Annotated in this window: 12 protein-coding genes; 4 read left to right on the top strand and 8 right to left on the bottom strand. The window is 37.3% G+C overall.

The window, feature by feature from the left end:
* Positions 1–57: 57 nt before the first annotated feature.
* From DEX24_RS12730 to hutH, 6 genes are all read right to left on the bottom strand, one after another.
* Complete coding sequence (locus DEX24_RS12730; RefSeq protein ID WP_109306790.1) at positions 58–618, bottom strand: flavodoxin family protein; 561 nt, start codon at positions 616–618, stop codon at positions 58–60.
* 135 nt (positions 619–753) lie between these two features.
* Positions 754–909, bottom strand: a complete 156-nt coding sequence (locus DEX24_RS17245) for a hypothetical protein (RefSeq protein ID WP_170112942.1) — start codon at positions 907–909, stop codon at positions 754–756.
* 60 nt (positions 910–969) lie between these two features.
* Positions 970–1,356, bottom strand: coding sequence for an SET domain-containing protein (locus DEX24_RS12735; RefSeq protein WP_109306791.1), 387 nt, complete (start codon positions 1,354–1,356; stop codon positions 970–972).
* Positions 1,357–1,661: 305 nt separating this feature from the next.
* Positions 1,662–4,424, bottom strand: a complete 2,763-nt coding sequence (locus tag DEX24_RS12740) for a YhgE/Pip domain-containing protein (RefSeq protein ID WP_170112943.1) — start codon at positions 4,422–4,424, stop codon at positions 1,662–1,664.
* A 78-nt stretch (positions 4,425–4,502) separates the two neighbouring features.
* On the bottom strand, positions 4,503–5,072 hold the full coding sequence (locus DEX24_RS12745) for a TetR/AcrR family transcriptional regulator (RefSeq protein WP_109306833.1): 570 nt from the start codon (positions 5,070–5,072) through the stop codon (positions 4,503–4,505).
* 192 nt (positions 5,073–5,264) lie between these two features.
* Positions 5,265–6,764, bottom strand: a complete 1,500-nt coding sequence (hutH, locus tag DEX24_RS12750) for a histidine ammonia-lyase (protein ID WP_109306793.1) — start codon at positions 6,762–6,764, stop codon at positions 5,265–5,267.
* A 396-nt stretch (positions 6,765–7,160) separates the two neighbouring features.
* Here hutH and hutU point away from each other — a divergent pair, with 396 nt between their 5' ends.
* The 3 genes from hutU (at position 7,161) to DEX24_RS12765 (ending at position 11,111) form a co-directional block, all read left to right on the top strand.
* Positions 7,161–8,840, top strand: coding sequence for a urocanate hydratase (gene hutU / locus DEX24_RS12755; RefSeq protein WP_109306794.1), 1,680 nt, complete (start codon positions 7,161–7,163; stop codon positions 8,838–8,840).
* Entirely contained in the window at positions 8,837–10,087 is a 1,251-nt protein-coding gene (gene hutI / locus DEX24_RS12760; RefSeq protein WP_109306795.1) for an imidazolonepropionase, read from the top strand. The genes hutU and hutI overlap by 4 nt, the downstream gene beginning before the upstream one ends.
* A gap of 265 nt (positions 10,088–10,352) precedes the next feature.
* Positions 10,353–11,111, top strand: a complete 759-nt coding sequence (locus DEX24_RS12765; protein WP_109306796.1) for an alpha/beta hydrolase — start codon at positions 10,353–10,355, stop codon at positions 11,109–11,111.
* A gap of 41 nt (positions 11,112–11,152) precedes the next feature.
* Here the strand turns inward: DEX24_RS12765 and DEX24_RS12770 are convergent, their stop codons facing one another.
* A complete protein-coding gene (locus DEX24_RS12770; RefSeq protein ID WP_109306797.1) occupies positions 11,153–12,262 on the bottom strand; it encodes an N-acetylmuramoyl-L-alanine amidase family protein in 1,110 nt (369 codons plus the stop codon).
* Between the two features lie 427 nt (positions 12,263–12,689).
* Here DEX24_RS12770 and DEX24_RS12775 point away from each other — a divergent pair, with 427 nt between their 5' ends.
* The gene (locus DEX24_RS12775) at positions 12,690–14,639 is read left to right on the top strand and encodes an acyltransferase family protein (protein ID WP_109306798.1); all 1,950 of its coding nucleotides are present in this window, start codon (positions 12,690–12,692) and stop codon (positions 14,637–14,639) included.
* Positions 14,640–14,805: 166 nt separating this feature from the next.
* Here the strand turns inward: DEX24_RS12775 and DEX24_RS12780 are convergent, their stop codons facing one another.
* On the bottom strand, positions 14,806–16,833 hold the full coding sequence (locus tag DEX24_RS12780) for a Na+/H+ antiporter (protein ID WP_109306799.1): 2,028 nt from the start codon (positions 16,831–16,833) through the stop codon (positions 14,806–14,808).
* Positions 16,834–16,980: the final 147 nt, after the last annotated feature.

Raw genomic sequence — 16,980 nt, forward strand, 5'->3', positions numbered from 1 at the left:
GGGTATCCTACTAATGCCTGGTTTTTATGCGCTAACAATGAAGCGATTAGTAAACAATTATGTTTTATCGAATGATAATTTTAATAATTTATGATTCAGTTGTTTAGCCTGGAAAAGTGCATTGGCATCTTCTTTAATGCCTAGTGGTAGATTTGCTTCACCAATGATATAACCAGCAAAATGACTGCCCATAAAATCAAAAATATGCTGAAATTGTTCAATCATAGGCAATCCTTTTATATGTGGCTGATCGCCACCAACTGTAATCACATAGGTAGATTTATCAGCCATTTGATTTTTGAAATGGGGGTAATGTGAATCTTTTAATGTTTGTGACCAACGATCGATAAAATTTTTCATAATCCCTGTCATACTATACCAATAAATGGGTGTGGAAAAAATGATTGTATCATGCGTCAGCATACGTTCCAGTATTTCACTGTAATCATCTGCAACAGCAGGAAAGCCCCCCGCTGCATGACGGTGGTCCATAATTGGTTCGATTAAGTAATCTTTTAAATAAATTTCCTCAACATCCATATTCTCAATGACTTTTTTTGTTAAAAATTCAGTATTGCTTTTGGGACGATTCCCTCCGTAAAGTACGAGTATCGACATAGAAAAACCTCCAGTAGAATGATGACATGAATATAAATCACTAGAGTATCTTTTCCTTTGTAGTAAAAAATATAAACGTCATCATACAGATCAATTAAAAAACTGCTAATCGAATAGTTCAATTAGCAGTTTGCGTTAACTAGTATAAAAAAACCATATGATGCCGTAAATAACTATAAGTATAAAGGGAATGGTTGCAAAAATAATGACGTTTTTCTTTTTATTTAAAATACCTAGTGCCAGTAAGATAAGTGCAACGAGGAAAATAAGTAGTGTACCAGCGATTGTCATGGCCTCCTTCATATAAAATAAAAAAAGATGATGTCATGGCAACAGCATCTCTTTTTATAATTACTCTTCTTTTTCTTTATTGAACCATAATTCTTCTGTATCTTCTGGTTCACCATTATAGTTGATGAAAATTTCTTCGCCGGCTTTAATATCTTTATGTGCAGTAAAATCAAAAGTGCGATTTTGGAAGTTAATTTCATAGGTTGCATTCGGGTCATAAGAATGGTTGAAAAGCATACCATAACCTAACAGCATAGCTGTTTGGTCTAAACCATATTCAAATGCATAATCAGCAAGCAATGTTTTTTCAATATGTTCGTGTTGTTCGTTCGGATAGGAAATAACAGGTGCTTCATGTAAAAGAGTACCTTTTTTAATATCAACTTTAGCAAAAACGCCTCTGTTATATTCGCCATCGCTTATTTCTGAAACTTTAATTTCAATCATGTTGTTCTCCTAATCACAAATGTATTTATTCTATCTAACTGTAACATTAATTACCTACTCACGTACAATTTTTTAAATGACGGTAAAACCTAGTTGAAATGATACAATGAAGTAGATGTGATTATGCCAACCATCTACGAAAAAATGGCAATGAAATTATATGTAAATAGGGTATATCTGCCTGTGGCTTTGCAGTTGACTGCTAGGCTGAAAATGAGGTAAATACTTTAACATCATCTTTCAAAAAAAGTATAGAAAAAGGGAAATTGCTGATGCAATTTCCCTTTTTCTATGAATCAAGACGATTATTTTTTATCTATTTCTGCGGAGTGACGCTTTTTGAATACTAATGCAAAGTAACCAAATGTGATTGCTGAAATGATAATTGCAAATGCAGCAAGAACACCAAAGTTCATCCAATAGTAGCTCATGTCCCCGGTAGATATAGCTGATTTAAAACCGGATACCGAGTAAGTCATCGGTAATAATTTATTGAAAATTTGTAATGGTCCTGGAACTAATTCAAGTGGGAATGTACCAGCACTTGTAGTTAATTGAAGGATTAGAATAATAATGGCGATGAATCGACCTGGATCGCCTAAAATAGATACGAGCATTTGTGTAATGGCTAGGAAAGCATAGCTTGTAATGAGTGCCATGAAGAAGAAGGCCACCATTGAATATACTTCCATACCGAGTGAATATTTAACAATGAGTACAGCTAGCAATGCTTGTAGGAAACCGACAACTGCTAAAACAACGGCTTTACTTGCGTACCATGCTGCTCCGCTCTTAGGACGGATTGCTGGTTCAACAAGAGGAAAGACAATTGTGATTAATAATGCACCGACGAATAATCCTAATGCGATAAAGTAAGGAGCAAAACCAGTACCGTAGTTTGGCACTTCATTGACTGCTTCTTTTTGTACAACGACCGGTTGTCCGACCATATCATATGTTTTGTCTGTCGGATGAACTTCAGATGCTTGTTCATGACCGTCAGCAAGAGCTGTTTCTAATGTATCTGAGCCTTTTGCTAAATCTTTTGTACCGTCGGCAAGTTTTTCAGAACCGTTGGCTAATTTCGTAACGCCGTCAATCATACCACCTGTTTTGTCTGCCATTTCATTTAAGCCGGATGATAATGTAGATGAACCATCACGTAAAGTAGTCGTACCTTGCACTAGTGAAGATGTACCAGCTGGTAATGCGGCAAGTCCATTAGCAAGGTCACTTGAACCTTGTTGTAGCTGGCCAATGCCTCCAACTAGTGAACCTGTACCAGTTGTTAATGTACCTAAACCATTTGCTAGCGAACCAGCACCAGTATGAAGCTGACCAATACCGTTGCCTAAATCACCAACACCGTTGTTTAATGCCGTTGCACCAGCATTTAATTTATTGGCACCTTCTACTGAAGCACTCCAAGAGTTTGCCAGTGTTTTTGTACCAGTCGCTAATTTATTGGCACCTGGAGCTAATTCATTGGCAACCTTTGTATTCAGAGTACTTAAGCCAGTTGCTACTTGATGAGCACCTTGTTGAAGTTTTTCCATATCATTTGTTTGATCTTGCGAAATAGTAGGACTGTTTGAATCATTTACTTTGTTTTTTAGTTTTGTTGTACCAGCATGAAGATCATTGGCACCAGCGCTAAGTGAAGCTGCACCAGATTGAATATTGCCAACACCTGCATCCGTATTTTTAACACCATCATTGACTGCATTAGCTGTTGCCAATAATTTTGCCTTATCCGCTTCAGGAATATTCATTGCTTGAATTTGTTGTACAAGTTGAGCTGAAGCACCAGCAAGTTTTGTCGTACCTGATTTTAATTCAGCGGCGCCACTTTGAAGATTAGTAGCACCTTGTGCGACTTTACCCGAACCGTTATCTAATTGAACAGAAGATGTTTTTAGTTCGTTTAAAGTAGCCGGTAACGACTTAAGTGAGGCAACTAATTTAGTAATACCAGCATCTACTTGAGCTGCACCTGGAGTTAGTTGAGCTAGTCCACCTTTAACGCCTGGATTTGCTTGCGAGCCATCGCCATTAATGCCTGCACTGATTTTTTGTGCGCCATCATTTAATGCAGTAATATTTCCTGTATTTTGGTTTAATTTTGAAGCCATTTCTGACGTACCTGCTTGTAATGAAGCCGCACCATTTTGTAATTTATTGGCACCTGCTTGCGCATCGCCAAGTTTTGAATTTAATGTATTCGCACCAGCAGAAGCTGATTTAGCGCCATCATTTAATTTCGTAGCGCCCGTTGCTAATTCTGATGTACCTGCGTTAAGTTTATTGGCTCCTACCGCAGCAGAACTAGCGCCATCATTTAATTTATTGGCACCCACTAATAATTTGTTTACACCAGCGACTAAGTCATTAGAACCGTTGGCAGCTGATTTTGCGCCGTCGGCTAATTTACCCGAGCCATCTTCCAATGTGACTAAACCATCTTTTAATGTGATAGCCCCTTTATTCAGTTTGACTGCACCGTCGCCTAATTTACCAGCACCATCTGCAGCATCACCAAGGCCGTCACCTAATTTAGCAATGTTAGCGAAAAGTTGCTCTGCATAAGTTGCAGAAACTTTTTTGTTTACTTCAGCACGAATTAGTTCGATAGCTGAGTTACCAATTTGACCACCAAGGAAGTTAAAGCCTTCATTTGGTTTATAGATTAATTTCATTTTTTCAGGGTCATCTTCTAATAATGAACCAGCATTTTTACTGAAGTCTTTGGGAATTTCGATCGTTATGTACTGCTTGCGATCTTTCATTTCCTGAGTGGCTTCTTTTGAAGTTAATTCTTTAAATTTAAATTGTTTACTATCCATCAAATTTTTTGATAGATCCTTACCTAGTTCTAAATGTTTTCCCTCAACTGTTGCCCCTACGTCATTGTTGACAATAGCTACAGGCATATCTTCTAGTTTGTCATATGGATCCCAAAATGCCCATAAAAACATACCAGCATACAGTACTGGAACCATGAGAACAGCGATAATAGCGATTAACATTTTACGATTTTTGAAAATGTTTAACCATTCTGCTTTTATCATAGTAAATTCCTCCTCGTTCCTATTAATTGATTGAACAAATGACTGGAAATGAATTATAGTCATTTGAAGTGAAAAAAATTAGGGCATTAACCCTTTGAAAATTGTACTTTGAAATAGTTGCGAAATCGTATCTTCTGCTAATTTGTTTAGATGTGTATCTTGCCAATCAACAATCATAGCAATATATGATTTTAATAACAAATAGGATACGAGCTCAGGATCACACTGTATAATTTCACCTTTATTCATCGCTAACTGAATTTTCTCTGCCAATATTCGCGTGATTTCTTGCTCAATTTTTGTGAGCATACTTTGAACTGCCGGTGTACGAAGCTCTTTTTCCTCTGCGACTAGTTTGACGTAGAGTGCATGTGTTTCTCTGAATTGTAAAAGACGATTTAAAGCATTTAAAGCGTTTTTTTCAAAAGAAATCTGCGGCTTCATTTCTTTTTCGACGGTTTTGCGCATGGAGGAAATCAATTCCATTACAACAGCTTGAAATAAAATTTCCTTCGTTGCATAGAAATTATAAATCGTACCTTTTCCAACATTTGCCGTACGAGCTACTTGATCCATCGTCGTCGCCTTATATCCGAAAAGCGAAAACGTTTGAGAGGCAGCTTGTAATATGGCCTGACTTTTATTCACCTTTTCACCTTCTTCTATAAATTGACCGAAAATCATAATCAGTCACTCGGTCATTATTGTAACATGTTTTTAGTGTTTTGCAACGCTTTCAAGTGATGTTTATATTGTTTTTATTTTCAAAAAATTAGTGTCTTTCTTTGAGGAGAGAACGAAAAGACTACTCACTTCATGTGAGTAGTCAGTAGGGAAGGGCTAATCATTTTTTTTAATAATAAGAGGATTTAGAGCAGTTGCCAAATTTTCAATATCTATTGAGAAAACACGATCCTTTTTAATAGAAGGAACGATGGAACGTAATGAATCAAATTTTGCTTTTGTGAACGTTGCTAGCTTATCGGTCCCCCTAAATTCAACGGCTTGCAGTGCACAAATACATTCGATTGCTAATACGCGGCGAACATTTTGAATAATCATCGAAGCATGGCGTGCTCCAATTGTCCCCATACTCACATGATCTTCTTGATTGGCCGATGAAGGAATAGAATCAACACTTGCTGGATGTGCTAATGTTTTATTCTCAGAAACGAGTGCCGCCGCCGCATATTGCATAATCATCGCACCAGATTGCAAACCAGGAGATGGACTCAAAAATGGTGGTAAATCATTCAATTGGGGGTTGACGAGACGTTCTGTACGACGTTCAGATATATTAGCAAATTCAGCAACTGCAATTTTCAAAAAATCCATTGCTAAAGCAATTGGCTGCCCGTGGAAATTACCACCAGAAACGATATAATCACCATCTTGAAAAATCAGAGGATTATCAGTAGCAGCATTGATTTCAATTTCTAATTTTTCTTTCACGTAATCGAGCGCTTGCCAAGATGCGCCATGAACCTGTGGAATACAGCGTAGTGAATAAGCATCTTGTACGCGTTTTTCACCTTGTGTTGTCGTGAGTTTACTGTCTTGTAAGAGAGTCATCATACGCTGCGCAACAGCAATTTGTTGTGGATATCCACGAGCCTCATGAATTTCAGGATAGAAAACATCGGTTATTCCTTCAAGTCCTTCCATCGTCATAGCTGCTATCCATTCACTGTCAAAAGCAATTTTTTCGGCTTCTATATAATTGATGACACCCATTGCAGTCATCGCTTGTGTACCATTGATAAGGGCAAGTCCTTCTTTTGCTTGTAAAATGATTGGTGAAATATTCAATGATTGCAATACAGTGGCAGTAGGTGTCGCATGACCATGATCATCATGCACAAAACCTTCGCCAATTAGTACAAGTGCTAAATGAGAGAGAGGGGCTAAATCACCTGAAGCACCAAGTGAACCCTGCTGTGGAATGACAGGATGAACTTGTGCGTTAATAAGCTGAGCTAATGTTTGTACGAGAATTTGTCGTACACCTGATACCCCTTTAATGAGCGCATTGAGTCGTAAAAGCATCATGGCACGAGAAACAACAATTGGAAAAGGCTCGCCCATACCGCAAGCATGAGAGCGAATCAGATTTAATTGGAGCTCCTCCACATCCCCATTTTCTATACGCATATCACTAAACTTGCCAAAACCAGTTGTAATACCATATACGACGCGTTCTTCAGCAACAATTCGCTCAACAGCATCACGACTTTTTTGAACGGCTGCTAGACTTTGTGCTGAAATTTCAATTTTTTCAAACTGCACGCATACGCGATAAATTTCGTCGATTGTCAAAGTGTTTCCTGTCAGTACGATCATATGAAATCCTCCTCATTTTTAGCACAAATGAAAAGAGCGATTTTGGCATATATACAACTACAGCCATCCCGCTCAATATTGATTGTCGATACTAAATTAGTGTGTTTATTGTAAGTGCTTTCATCAATCGAAGTCAATTAAAAATTGGAAAAAACTAGTATATTAGCGTGTTAACGTGCTAATAAGCTGACTAATTTTGGGTTTTTTATTTTTGAGAAGTTATGTTGAAACGTTGTTAGTACACGATTTAGCTCTCTTATAGTACCTAAAATGCGTAGCGTGCGTACTTTAGGGTAAAATACTTTAAGTTGAATTGTCATAAAAAGGATGTATAAAATGAAGGGAAGTAAGTGCAATTTATAGTCACTGTAATTCAAAATTGAGGAGGAATAAACAATGGCAGAATCATCAAAACGTATTATTCGCGCAGATCGAGGAAATAACATATCGTGTAAAGGGTGGCAACAAGAAGCTGCATTACGCATGTTAATGAATAATTTAGATCCAGAAGTTGCAGAAAATCCTGATGAATTAGTCGTGTATGGTGGTATTGGTAAAGCGGCACGTAATTGGGCATGTTTTGATGCGATTGTAGCATCTCTGAAAGATTTGGAAAACGATGAAACACTATTAGTGCAGTCAGGTAAACCAGTCGGTATATTCCGTACACATACAATGGCTCCACGTGTATTAATTGCCAATTCAAATATTGTACCAGCTTGGGCAAACTGGGATACATTTTATGATCTTGAAGAAAAAGGCTTGATGATGTATGGCCAAATGACAGCAGGTAGTTGGATTTATATTGGTGCACAGGGAATTTTACAAGGAACATACTTAAGTTTTGTGGAAGCCGGTAAAAAAGTATTTGGCTCGGCTGATTTGACGAGTAAATTTATACTGACAGGTGGTATGGGCGGTATGAGTGGTGCACAACCATTGGCGGGTAAAATGGCGAAAGCGGTCATTTTAGTCGTCGAAGTAGAACGCCAACGAATCGAAAGAAAAATAAAAGAAGGATATTGTGATTATCTAGTTGAAACATTGGATGAGGCAATGATCCTTGTTGAAAAATATACAGCAGCAGGGACGCCTGCCTCGATTGGTTTAGTAGGAAACTGTGCAGATATTTATCCGGAAATGTTGAAGCGAGGAATTACGCCGGATATCGTAACAGACCAAACAAGCGCACATGACCCATTAAATGGCTATATTCCAAATGGTATGACATTTGAAGAGGCATTAATCTTGCGCAAAAAAAATCCACAGGATTATGAACTGAAGGCAAAACAAACGATGGCAAAACATGTACAGTGCATGTTAGATTTCCAAAGTGCCGGTTCAGAAACCTTTGATTATGGGAATAATATTCGCAAATATGCACAAGATATGGGCGTAGCCAATGCATTCGATTTTCCTGGTTTTGTACCAGCTTATATTCGTCCATTATTTTGCGAAGGAAAAGGTCCTTTCCGTTGGGCTGCGCTTTCTGGTAATCCAGAAGATATTTATAAAACAGATAGGTTGGCGTTAGACATGTTTGCGGAAGATGAGGGGCTTGTTAATTGGATTGAAATGGCTCAGAAAATGGTTAAGTGGCAGGGGTTACCGGCACGTATTTGTTGGTTAGGGTATGGTGATCGTCATCGTTTTGCTTTGAAAGTCAATGAAATGGTTGCGAGCGGTGAAATTTCAGCCCCTATTGTATTTGGTCGCGATCATCTCGATTCTGGTTCGGTAGCTTCACCAAATCGTGAAACAGAAGCGATGAAGGATGGCAGTGACGCGGTAGCCGATTGGCCGATATTAAATGCCCTCATTAATACGAGTGGTGGTGCTAGTTGGGTAAGTGTCCATCATGGTGGTGGTGTCGGAATGGGCTATTCGATGCATGCGGGGCAGGTACTCGTAGCAGATGGTTCAGATGAAGCACGTCAACGTATTGAAAGAGTATTAATTTCAGATCCAGGAATGGGTGTCATTCGTCATGTAGATGCTGGATATGACAGCGCAAAACAAGTAGCAAAAGATAAGGGGATTCGTATTCCGATGATGGAAAAGGAGCAACTGTTATGAAAACATTCATCAAGAATATTGGTCAATTAGCAACGTTAGCATCCTCCAAAAAAGGCGCAAGAAAAAAAGAAGATATGTCGAATTTAGCGATTATTGAAAATGGCGCTATTCTAATGAAAAATGGACTAATTGAAGCGATAGGTACGACTCAGGAACTGCAAAGCCAATATATGAATGAACTAAAAGACGCACTCATCTTTAATGCCAATGGGAAGCTCGTGACACCAGGGCTTGTCGATCCACATACACATATTGCCTATGGAGGCAGTAGAGAACAAGAGTTTGATTTGCGTTTGCGTGGAGCAAGTTATATGGATATTATGAATGCTGGTGGTGGGATTCATGCGACGATGCGTATGACCCGCGAAGCTACAGAAGACGAACTTGTGGCACAAACAGCAAAACGTCTCGATGGTTTTGCTAAGCATGGTGTCACAACTGTTGAAGGGAAAAGCGGCTATGGTATGGATCTTGAAACAGAGTTAAAACAGCTACGCGTCATGAAACGCCTACAGCAATCACACGCTTTAGATATCGTGCCAACCTTCATGGGGGCCCACGCTGTACCGAAGGAATATAAGGGACGAGAAGATGAATTTGTGGATATTATTATTCGAGATATGTTGCCAAAAGTCGCGCAGGAAAAATTAGCTGAATTTAATGATGTTTTTTGTGAAAAAGATGTCTACACGCCACAGCAAGCAGAGCGGATTTTAGAAGCAGGTAAAAAGTTAGGATTAGTGCCTAAGATACATGCTGATGAAATCGTATCCTATGGCGGAGCGGAATTAGCAGCGAAGGTGGGGGCCATTTCAGCGGAACATTTATTGAAAGTATCGGATGAAGGTATTCGTCAAATGGCTGAAAAGAATGTGATTGCGTGCTTGCTACCGGCAACAGCTTTATTTTTACGTGAAGAAGCAGCTCCGGGTAGAAAGCTCATCGATGAAGGAGTGGCTGTCGCTATTTCAACGGACTGTAATCCTGGTTCTTCACCTACAGTATCGATGCCACTTGTGATGAATTTAGCATGTATTTCGATGCGACTAACACCGGCAGAAGCACTGACGGCAGCTACTTATAATGCGGCATATGCGATCAATCGCCAAGAATTTATCGGATCACTGGAAGTTGGGAAAAAAGCAGATGTTGTGTTGTGGGATGTTGCAAGTTATGAAGAATTACAATATTTATTTGGCGTCAATCATGTGAAATCAGTCTGGAAATCAGGTAAAAAAATAGTTTGACTAGTTAAACCGCCAGATGATCTGTTTTATTTAGTATTTAAGACTTAAGGATAATTATTTCAAAAATAAAGTTAGTTAATAGTAAAAAACTAGCCACTTATTTTCTCTTAAAAATAAGTGGCTGGTTTTTTAAATAGAAATAGTTTACATGATAAAATAATGGTGAATAATACAATAATTAGAATAAAAAAGTATATTAATTGTGGGATATATCGAAAAATTGCTATTCTTATGCTAATGACAAGTAGCGGAGTGATGAGATGATATGAATAAGTCGACGAAAACCTTATTGTTTATCCTAGCTAGCATCATTGTTGTGGGCGTCTTCTTATTTTATATGTGGACGCAACAAACCTATAAAGGAACAGCTGAATTAGAATCATTAGTGCCAGCCAAATCAGTGAAGAAAAATGAAGATTTGCTAGTCTTTGAGCCAAAAGTAAAAACGGAGACAGGTATTATTTTATATCCTGGCGCTAAAGTTGAACCAATGGCTTATCGCTATTTGGCCAGTGAATTAGCGAAAAATGGCTATTTCGTTGCTATACCTAAAATGATGTTAAATATCGCTATTTTTGATACGACAAAAGCAGAAAAAATGATGTTGGATTATCCGAATATTTCAAGATGGGTCATTGGAGGGCATTCTTTAGGTGGAGTAGCCGCAGCAAACTATGTGAGCAGTCAACCTAAAAAAGTAGTTGGTTTATTATTATTGGCGTCCTACCCTTCAAATAAAGTTGATTTTAGTGAGGGAACATTGTCGACATTATCTATTTATGCACAATATGATCAGGTAACGACACCTGAAGCAATCATGAACACACAAAACAAATTGTCTACAAATGCGATATTACATGAAATTAAAGGTGGCAATCATGCTGGTTTTGGAATGTATGGTAAACAAAAAGATGATGGCGTCGCGACAATTTCAAATCTTGAGCAGCAAAAGCGGATTGTCTATCAAGTAGTTCGGTGGTTGGATAAAGTGACGGGGAAAGAGAATGAAAAAGGAATGAAGTGATGTCGGTTATCCGCATCCCTTCATTCCTTTTATGTTATAGATTAATATTTTTTAAAGTAGTTGGCTACACCAGCCGAAATACCAACAGCCATTGCTTGACGATAGCTATTTGTATTGATGGCATTGAGCTCGTTTTTCAAATTCATATAGCCGTATTCCATTAATGTTCCAATAATTGGACTTTCGCGAAGTACGAATAAATTTTGATAGCGATATTGCTCAGCAGGCACGTCTGATACAGCTCCTACAGGTTTGTGTAGTGCTTTAAATAAATAATTTGTAAATGTTTTTTCAGATTGTTTAGTATAAAGAGCTAAATAGCCTTTTTCACTTTTTTTATTGGATACATTATGATGTACGCTAATAAAAGCATCTGACTTAGCAGCTTTTGAAATTGAAACACGTTTTTCAAGTGTTAATGTTTGATCAGTCGTACGTGTCATCACCACTTTTGCTCCATTTTTCACAAGTTCTTTTTGCAATGTTTTAGCTGCCTTTAAGTTAAGGTCTTTTTCTTTTACACCAAAGTATTGAGCACCAGCTTGTGAACCACCATGACCGGCATCAACGGTAATGATGCGACCACTTAGTGGACCAAATATTGTGCCAGCAGGATATACATTGTCTTTTTTCACTGTTGTATAACCGTAGTTATTTGAAATCCAGCCAAATTTACCTGGGCTATATTCAACTTTATACCAGCCATTTGCTGCCTGCGCTTTAATCGTGAATTGATCACCAAAGCGAGCAACAGCCAGTTTAGTAGAAGTGGCTGAAGAAGTGCTACGAATATTTAGTGATGCTACGGAAACAGAATAAAATTTTCCGATGTTTTTATTTGTAGAAGGTTGGCTCACCTGTGCAACAACTTTTTTCAAATAACTTGAAGATACATAACCAGTTTTAGAACCGACTTTTACCTTAAACCATTTACCTTTTTTTGAAGTTTGAGTTACAACCGTATTTTTTTTAAGTTTTGCAATGATTTTGTATTGAACACCTGCGCCTGTACGAAGGTTCAATGAATTTGTATTCACGACTTTATAGTTAACCGAAGCAGCTTCAACTTGTATTTGTGGAACGGCTAATGAAGATAGAATGAGCACAAAGCTCAATAATAGTAACAATAAATAATTTTTTTTATGTATCATAAAACCCCTCCTTTTTTCTTTATCATAAGCTTAATGGCATATTAAAAAGAGAGTTTTTGTTAATTGTTTTAGAATTGTATTATTTGTAATGCATTTGCAATAATGGAATAGACTATTTTTATTTCACTGTTGTAAATTTTTACTTATTTGTATTTAAGGTATATTAATTAATGTTTTATTGTCATAATAGTAAAGGGTCAATTAGCATGTATTTTAGCAGAATATACTTTTTTAAAAATATAAAATAGGAATAATTAGCTAGTGGAATCACTTAACGAATTTACGTTATTACGTTATTATTAAAGAATGATAATAACGATCATAAAAACAAAAATTAAGTCATCAAAAAGACAACTTATTGAGTGACTATATCGTCTATATAGAATAGAAATTAAAAAATGTAAAAGATAAAATAGGAGGTAGCAGAATGCCAAGACCCAATAAAAGCACTCATCGATACATAAGTGGTCTGGATGGATTAAGGGCGTTATCAGTCCTTGCCGTCATTCTTTACCATCTTCATATAGAATGGATAGATGGCGGATTTTTAGGCGTAACTGTATTTTTTGTGTTATCAGGTTATTTAATTACCGATCTTCTTGTGAAAGAATGGGATCGAACAGGTAAAATTAATTTTAAAACTTTTTGGATTAAACGCTTTAGACGATTAATACCGGCGCTCGTCGTTATGCTCGTTCTCATGAGTGTATGGATTACTTTATTCCAACGTTCTTTTTTGGTAGGACTTAGAGGTGAAATAGTAGCAGCTTTTACATATGTTAGTAATTGGTATTATGTATTGCAAGATCACTCTTATTTCACGAAATTTGCACCACCATCACCGTTACAACATATGTGGTCACTTGCTGTAGAAGAACAGTTTTATATTATCTGGCCCGTGATTATGCTTGTTTTACTGAAGTTTTTACCAGCAAAAGGCAAGTTAGCTGGTTTAATATTATTGCTATCTTTTGTATCGGCAGAAATGATGGCATTTTTATTTACACCAGATGTTGACCCAAGCCGTATTTATTATGGAACGGACACCCGTGCGTTTTCATTGTTAATTGGTGCTGCATTGGCGATTGTTTGGCCAAGTGCAAAATTGACAGCAAATGTCACACCAGATTTGAAAAAACTACTGAATGTAACCGGAGGAGTCAGCTTAACCCTACTAATTCTTATGATGATTTTCATGCAAGAAGATAGTAGCTTCCTCTATTATGGTGGTATGTATTTAGCCTCAGCGGTGACTGCTGTTTTAATTGCAGTTATTGTTCATCCTGCTAGTTCCATCGGTAAATTATTCAGTTTTAAGCCGTTGTTATGGGTAGGTGTACGTTCGTACGGTATTTATATTTGGCATTTTCCGATTATTGTATTGATGGGAATTGCTGTAAAAACAGATACCATTAGCATGACAAAAATTATTTTGGCCTTAGTATTAACATTTGTTCTTTCAGCACTTTCTTGGCGTTATATTGAAGACCCAATCCGTAAAGGCGCATGGAAAAATTGGTTGACTGCTATTAAAACGCGTCAAGTAAGTTGGCGTTGGAAGGAACAGAGCATCTTAGGGAGAACTATATCGGTAGCTGTTAGTTGCATTTTGATTGTCTTTGCCGTTAGTTTAATCTATCAGCCGCAGCCGGAAGCTTCAAATGAAAAAATATTACAACAACATTTAGAGCAAGAACAACAGAAAAATGCAGAGAAGAAAGCAGCCTTAGCAAAGTTAAATGCTAAAGAGAAAAAAGAAGCAAAAGCCACCGCTTTGAAAAAGGCAAAAGAACAAGCAAAAGCCGCCGCAAAAGAAGAACGAAAAGTTAAAAATGATGCATTGAAATTAGCTGAAGCAAAATTCAAAAAAGATGCTGCCAATGCCAAAGTTGCATTAGCAAATCGTCCTATTACAGCTTTAGGTGACTCTGTCTTACTAAGTGCTTCAACCCAATTACAAGAATTCATTCCTAATATTACGATTAATGCGAAAGTCGGTTTGCAAGTGGATGTAGCTATTGAAGAACTAACAGCAATGGCGAAGAATGGCCAAATTAGTCATACGGTGTTTATTGGTCTGGGTTCAAATGGTACATTCACAGAACAACAATTTGAAGAAATTTATGCGATAGTGGGCAAAAATCGTGAAATTTATTTAATGAACACAAATGTTGATCGTAGTTGGAAAAAAAGTGTTAATAAAAATTTAGATAACGCTGCGAAAAAATATAAAAATGTCCATGTTATTGATTGGGATGAATTGTCGAAAGGCAAACCACAGTTATTTTATAAAGATAAAATCCATCCAAATCCTGAAGGTGGAGAATTTTATGCAAGTCATGTAGCCATCGAAATAGCAAAAAAAGAAAAAAATTGAAATAAGTGATGATAGATATTACAGTAGCTATTCTTGACAGAGTAGACGGCTGTAATATCTTTTTTTTATTATATGAACAGAGAAAGGGTGAGTGAAGTTGACAGAATCAACTTCACTCACCCTTTGTGTAGGCTAAATCTTACAGAATAGAGCGTTTAATATAGAATTATTCAACATGCTCATAGAGTGAAATACTCTCCATATAATTGACAAGTCGACGTAATTCTTTTTCTTGTTCACGATTGATTTTACCATCTTCATACAGTTTATGAATGGCACTACGTTCCGTTTCCAAAACGAGAAGGTTTAATTCTTCTTGAATTTCTTCTTCACGGGCAGAATCGATTTTACGTTGTTTGCGTAATCGATCTAATGCTTTATCATATTCATATAATACGATCATATACAATTCTTTACGAGGTGATTTTTCTTTTTGCTCTTTCAAGTAAGTGACCGCTTGATTATATGCTTGGCGACGAACATCTTGGCGCATAATCATATACGAATAGAAATGTTCTTTATCATTGCGATAATGTTTACGCGCTAAGCGGGCTTCACGATACACTTTACGAATTGTGTACAGCGCTTGTTTCCAAGTACTTGTGTGGAGCATTTCTTCACGATCTTTGAATGAGTTACTGATGGACATATACATCATGTCATCCAGTTTATTCTCTTTATAAAGTTGATTGACATATTGTTTTTCGACGCGTAAGGCATCTAAACGAATTTTCAATATTTTATTGGCATAGAGTGGACTAGTAGAGTCATCCGCATTTGCTTCAAGCTGTGTTTGACGGAAGAGTTGTTGAATATTGTCGATCACATCATAGGCAACTGAACGATTTTCATCGTTAATAGAGTTTTGGATGCGTTTGACTGCTTCAACAAGAATATAGCTTTTCGCCTCATGAAATGATAATTGCCCCTCCAATAATTCTTCGATTTCTTCATCATCTGTTAGCATAGGCAAGAATATTGTCGCCACAAGTAATGTGAAGAGAATAACGCCAGATGCTAAGAATAGGATGAGAGACCGTTCAGGGAAGGGGTCTCCATTTTCTAATACGAGTGGTAATGATAAAATACCGGCCATTGTAACGGCACCACGCACACCAACGAGACTACTAATAAGGCTCATTTTGAACAAGGGTTGTTCTTTTTCTTTTCCACGACGGTATTGAATAACCGAGAATAAATGAGACCAAAGGAAACGAATACCGAGTATAACGATACCAATTGCAGCTGCATAAGCAATCATTGTCCAGTTATTCATTTCAGTATCTTCAAGCGAGTTTTCCATTGAGCTTGGAATATTTAAACCGAGTAATAAGAAAACGACACCGTTTAACACAAATAAAATAATTGCCCAAACATTTTCAGTTAGCACCTGTTCCTCGGCTAAAGTTGTTTCGGTACGATCTTTGAATAATGATTGGATGATACCGCCAATAACAACAGCAATAACGCCTGAAGCATGGAAGACATCTTCTGCAATTAAATAAATGATAAAAGGCATTAAAATTTGGAATAGTGTGTGGAATACAGCATCCCGAATACCTGCACGTCGGACCATAAAACGAATCTCTGTTAGTACGAAACCTAAAATAAGACCAATTATTGCACCGATAATGAATGTATATGTGAAGTTGACCAATGCCTGTTGAATCGAAAAGTATCCAGAAACAGCGGCTGCAACTGCATATTTAAATGCTACAAGTCCAGAGGCATCATTGATGAGCGATTCTCCACGCACAACGCTGAGGATTTTATCTGGAATTTGAATTCTTTTTGCAATACCATTGACCGCAACAGGGTCAGTAGGGGATAAGATGGCTGCTAATGCAAAGGCAGGAGCAAGTGGGATAGCTGGTACAAGCCAGTGGATGAAAAAACCGCCACCAATCGTAGTGATTAGTACCAGTACGATTGCATTTCCGAGTATCGGAATACGCATATTCCACAGATTTTCACGCGGGAAATTACGCCCGTCATTGTAAAGAAGGGGCGCTACAAAGAGTAGTAGGAACCACTCTGTTTCGAGCTCTAAATTTAGTTCTGGAGCAAAAATGGCTAATATAACGCCGAGTGCAATTTGGATTAACGCAGTCGGAATAGATGGTATATAATGACCAATTATATTAGATACCATTAAAGCAATAAGTAGAAAAAAGATGATTATTAGTAAATCCATAGCAAGACCCTTTCTGATCGTAGTACTATTAACTATAGAGGAAAGTTGACTGAAATCTAAATAATAACCCTTGAAATAACTTATTTTTTTCTGCTGTTCATGATTTTGTGACAAATCGGATGAGTCATAGCAGCGAATTGCTTTATA

Origin of the sequence: Kurthia sibirica (assembly GCF_003143975.1) — a bacterium.
GTDB lineage: Bacteria > Bacillota > Bacilli > Bacillales_A > Planococcaceae > Kurthia > Kurthia sibirica.

Coding starts and splice junctions, on each gene's coding strand:
- DEX24_RS12730 (WP_109306790.1), bottom strand. CDS start 618: ATGTCGATACTCGTACTTTACGGAGGGAATCGTCCCAAAAGCAATACT.
- DEX24_RS17245 (WP_170112942.1), bottom strand. CDS start 909: ATGACAATCGCTGGTACACTACTTATTTTCCTCGTTGCACTTATCTTA.
- DEX24_RS12735 (WP_109306791.1), bottom strand. CDS start 1,356: ATGATTGAAATTAAAGTTTCAGAAATAAGCGATGGCGAATATAACAGA.
- DEX24_RS12740 (WP_170112943.1), bottom strand. CDS start 4,424: ATGATAAAAGCAGAATGGTTAAACATTTTCAAAAATCGTAAAATGTTA.
- hutH (WP_109306793.1), bottom strand. CDS start 6,764: ATGATCGTACTGACAGGAAACACTTTGACAATCGACGAAATTTATCGC.
- hutU (WP_109306794.1), top strand. CDS start 7,161: ATGGCAGAATCATCAAAACGTATTATTCGCGCAGATCGAGGAAATAAC.
- hutI (WP_109306795.1), top strand. CDS start 8,837: ATGAAAACATTCATCAAGAATATTGGTCAATTAGCAACGTTAGCATCC.
- DEX24_RS12765 (WP_109306796.1), top strand. CDS start 10,353: ATGAATAAGTCGACGAAAACCTTATTGTTTATCCTAGCTAGCATCATT.
- DEX24_RS12770 (WP_109306797.1), bottom strand. CDS start 12,262: ATGATACATAAAAAAAATTATTTATTGTTACTATTATTGAGCTTTGTG.
- DEX24_RS12775 (WP_109306798.1), top strand. CDS start 12,690: ATGCCAAGACCCAATAAAAGCACTCATCGATACATAAGTGGTCTGGAT.
- DEX24_RS12780 (WP_109306799.1), bottom strand. CDS start 16,833: ATGGATTTACTAATAATCATCTTTTTTCTACTTATTGCTTTAATGGTA.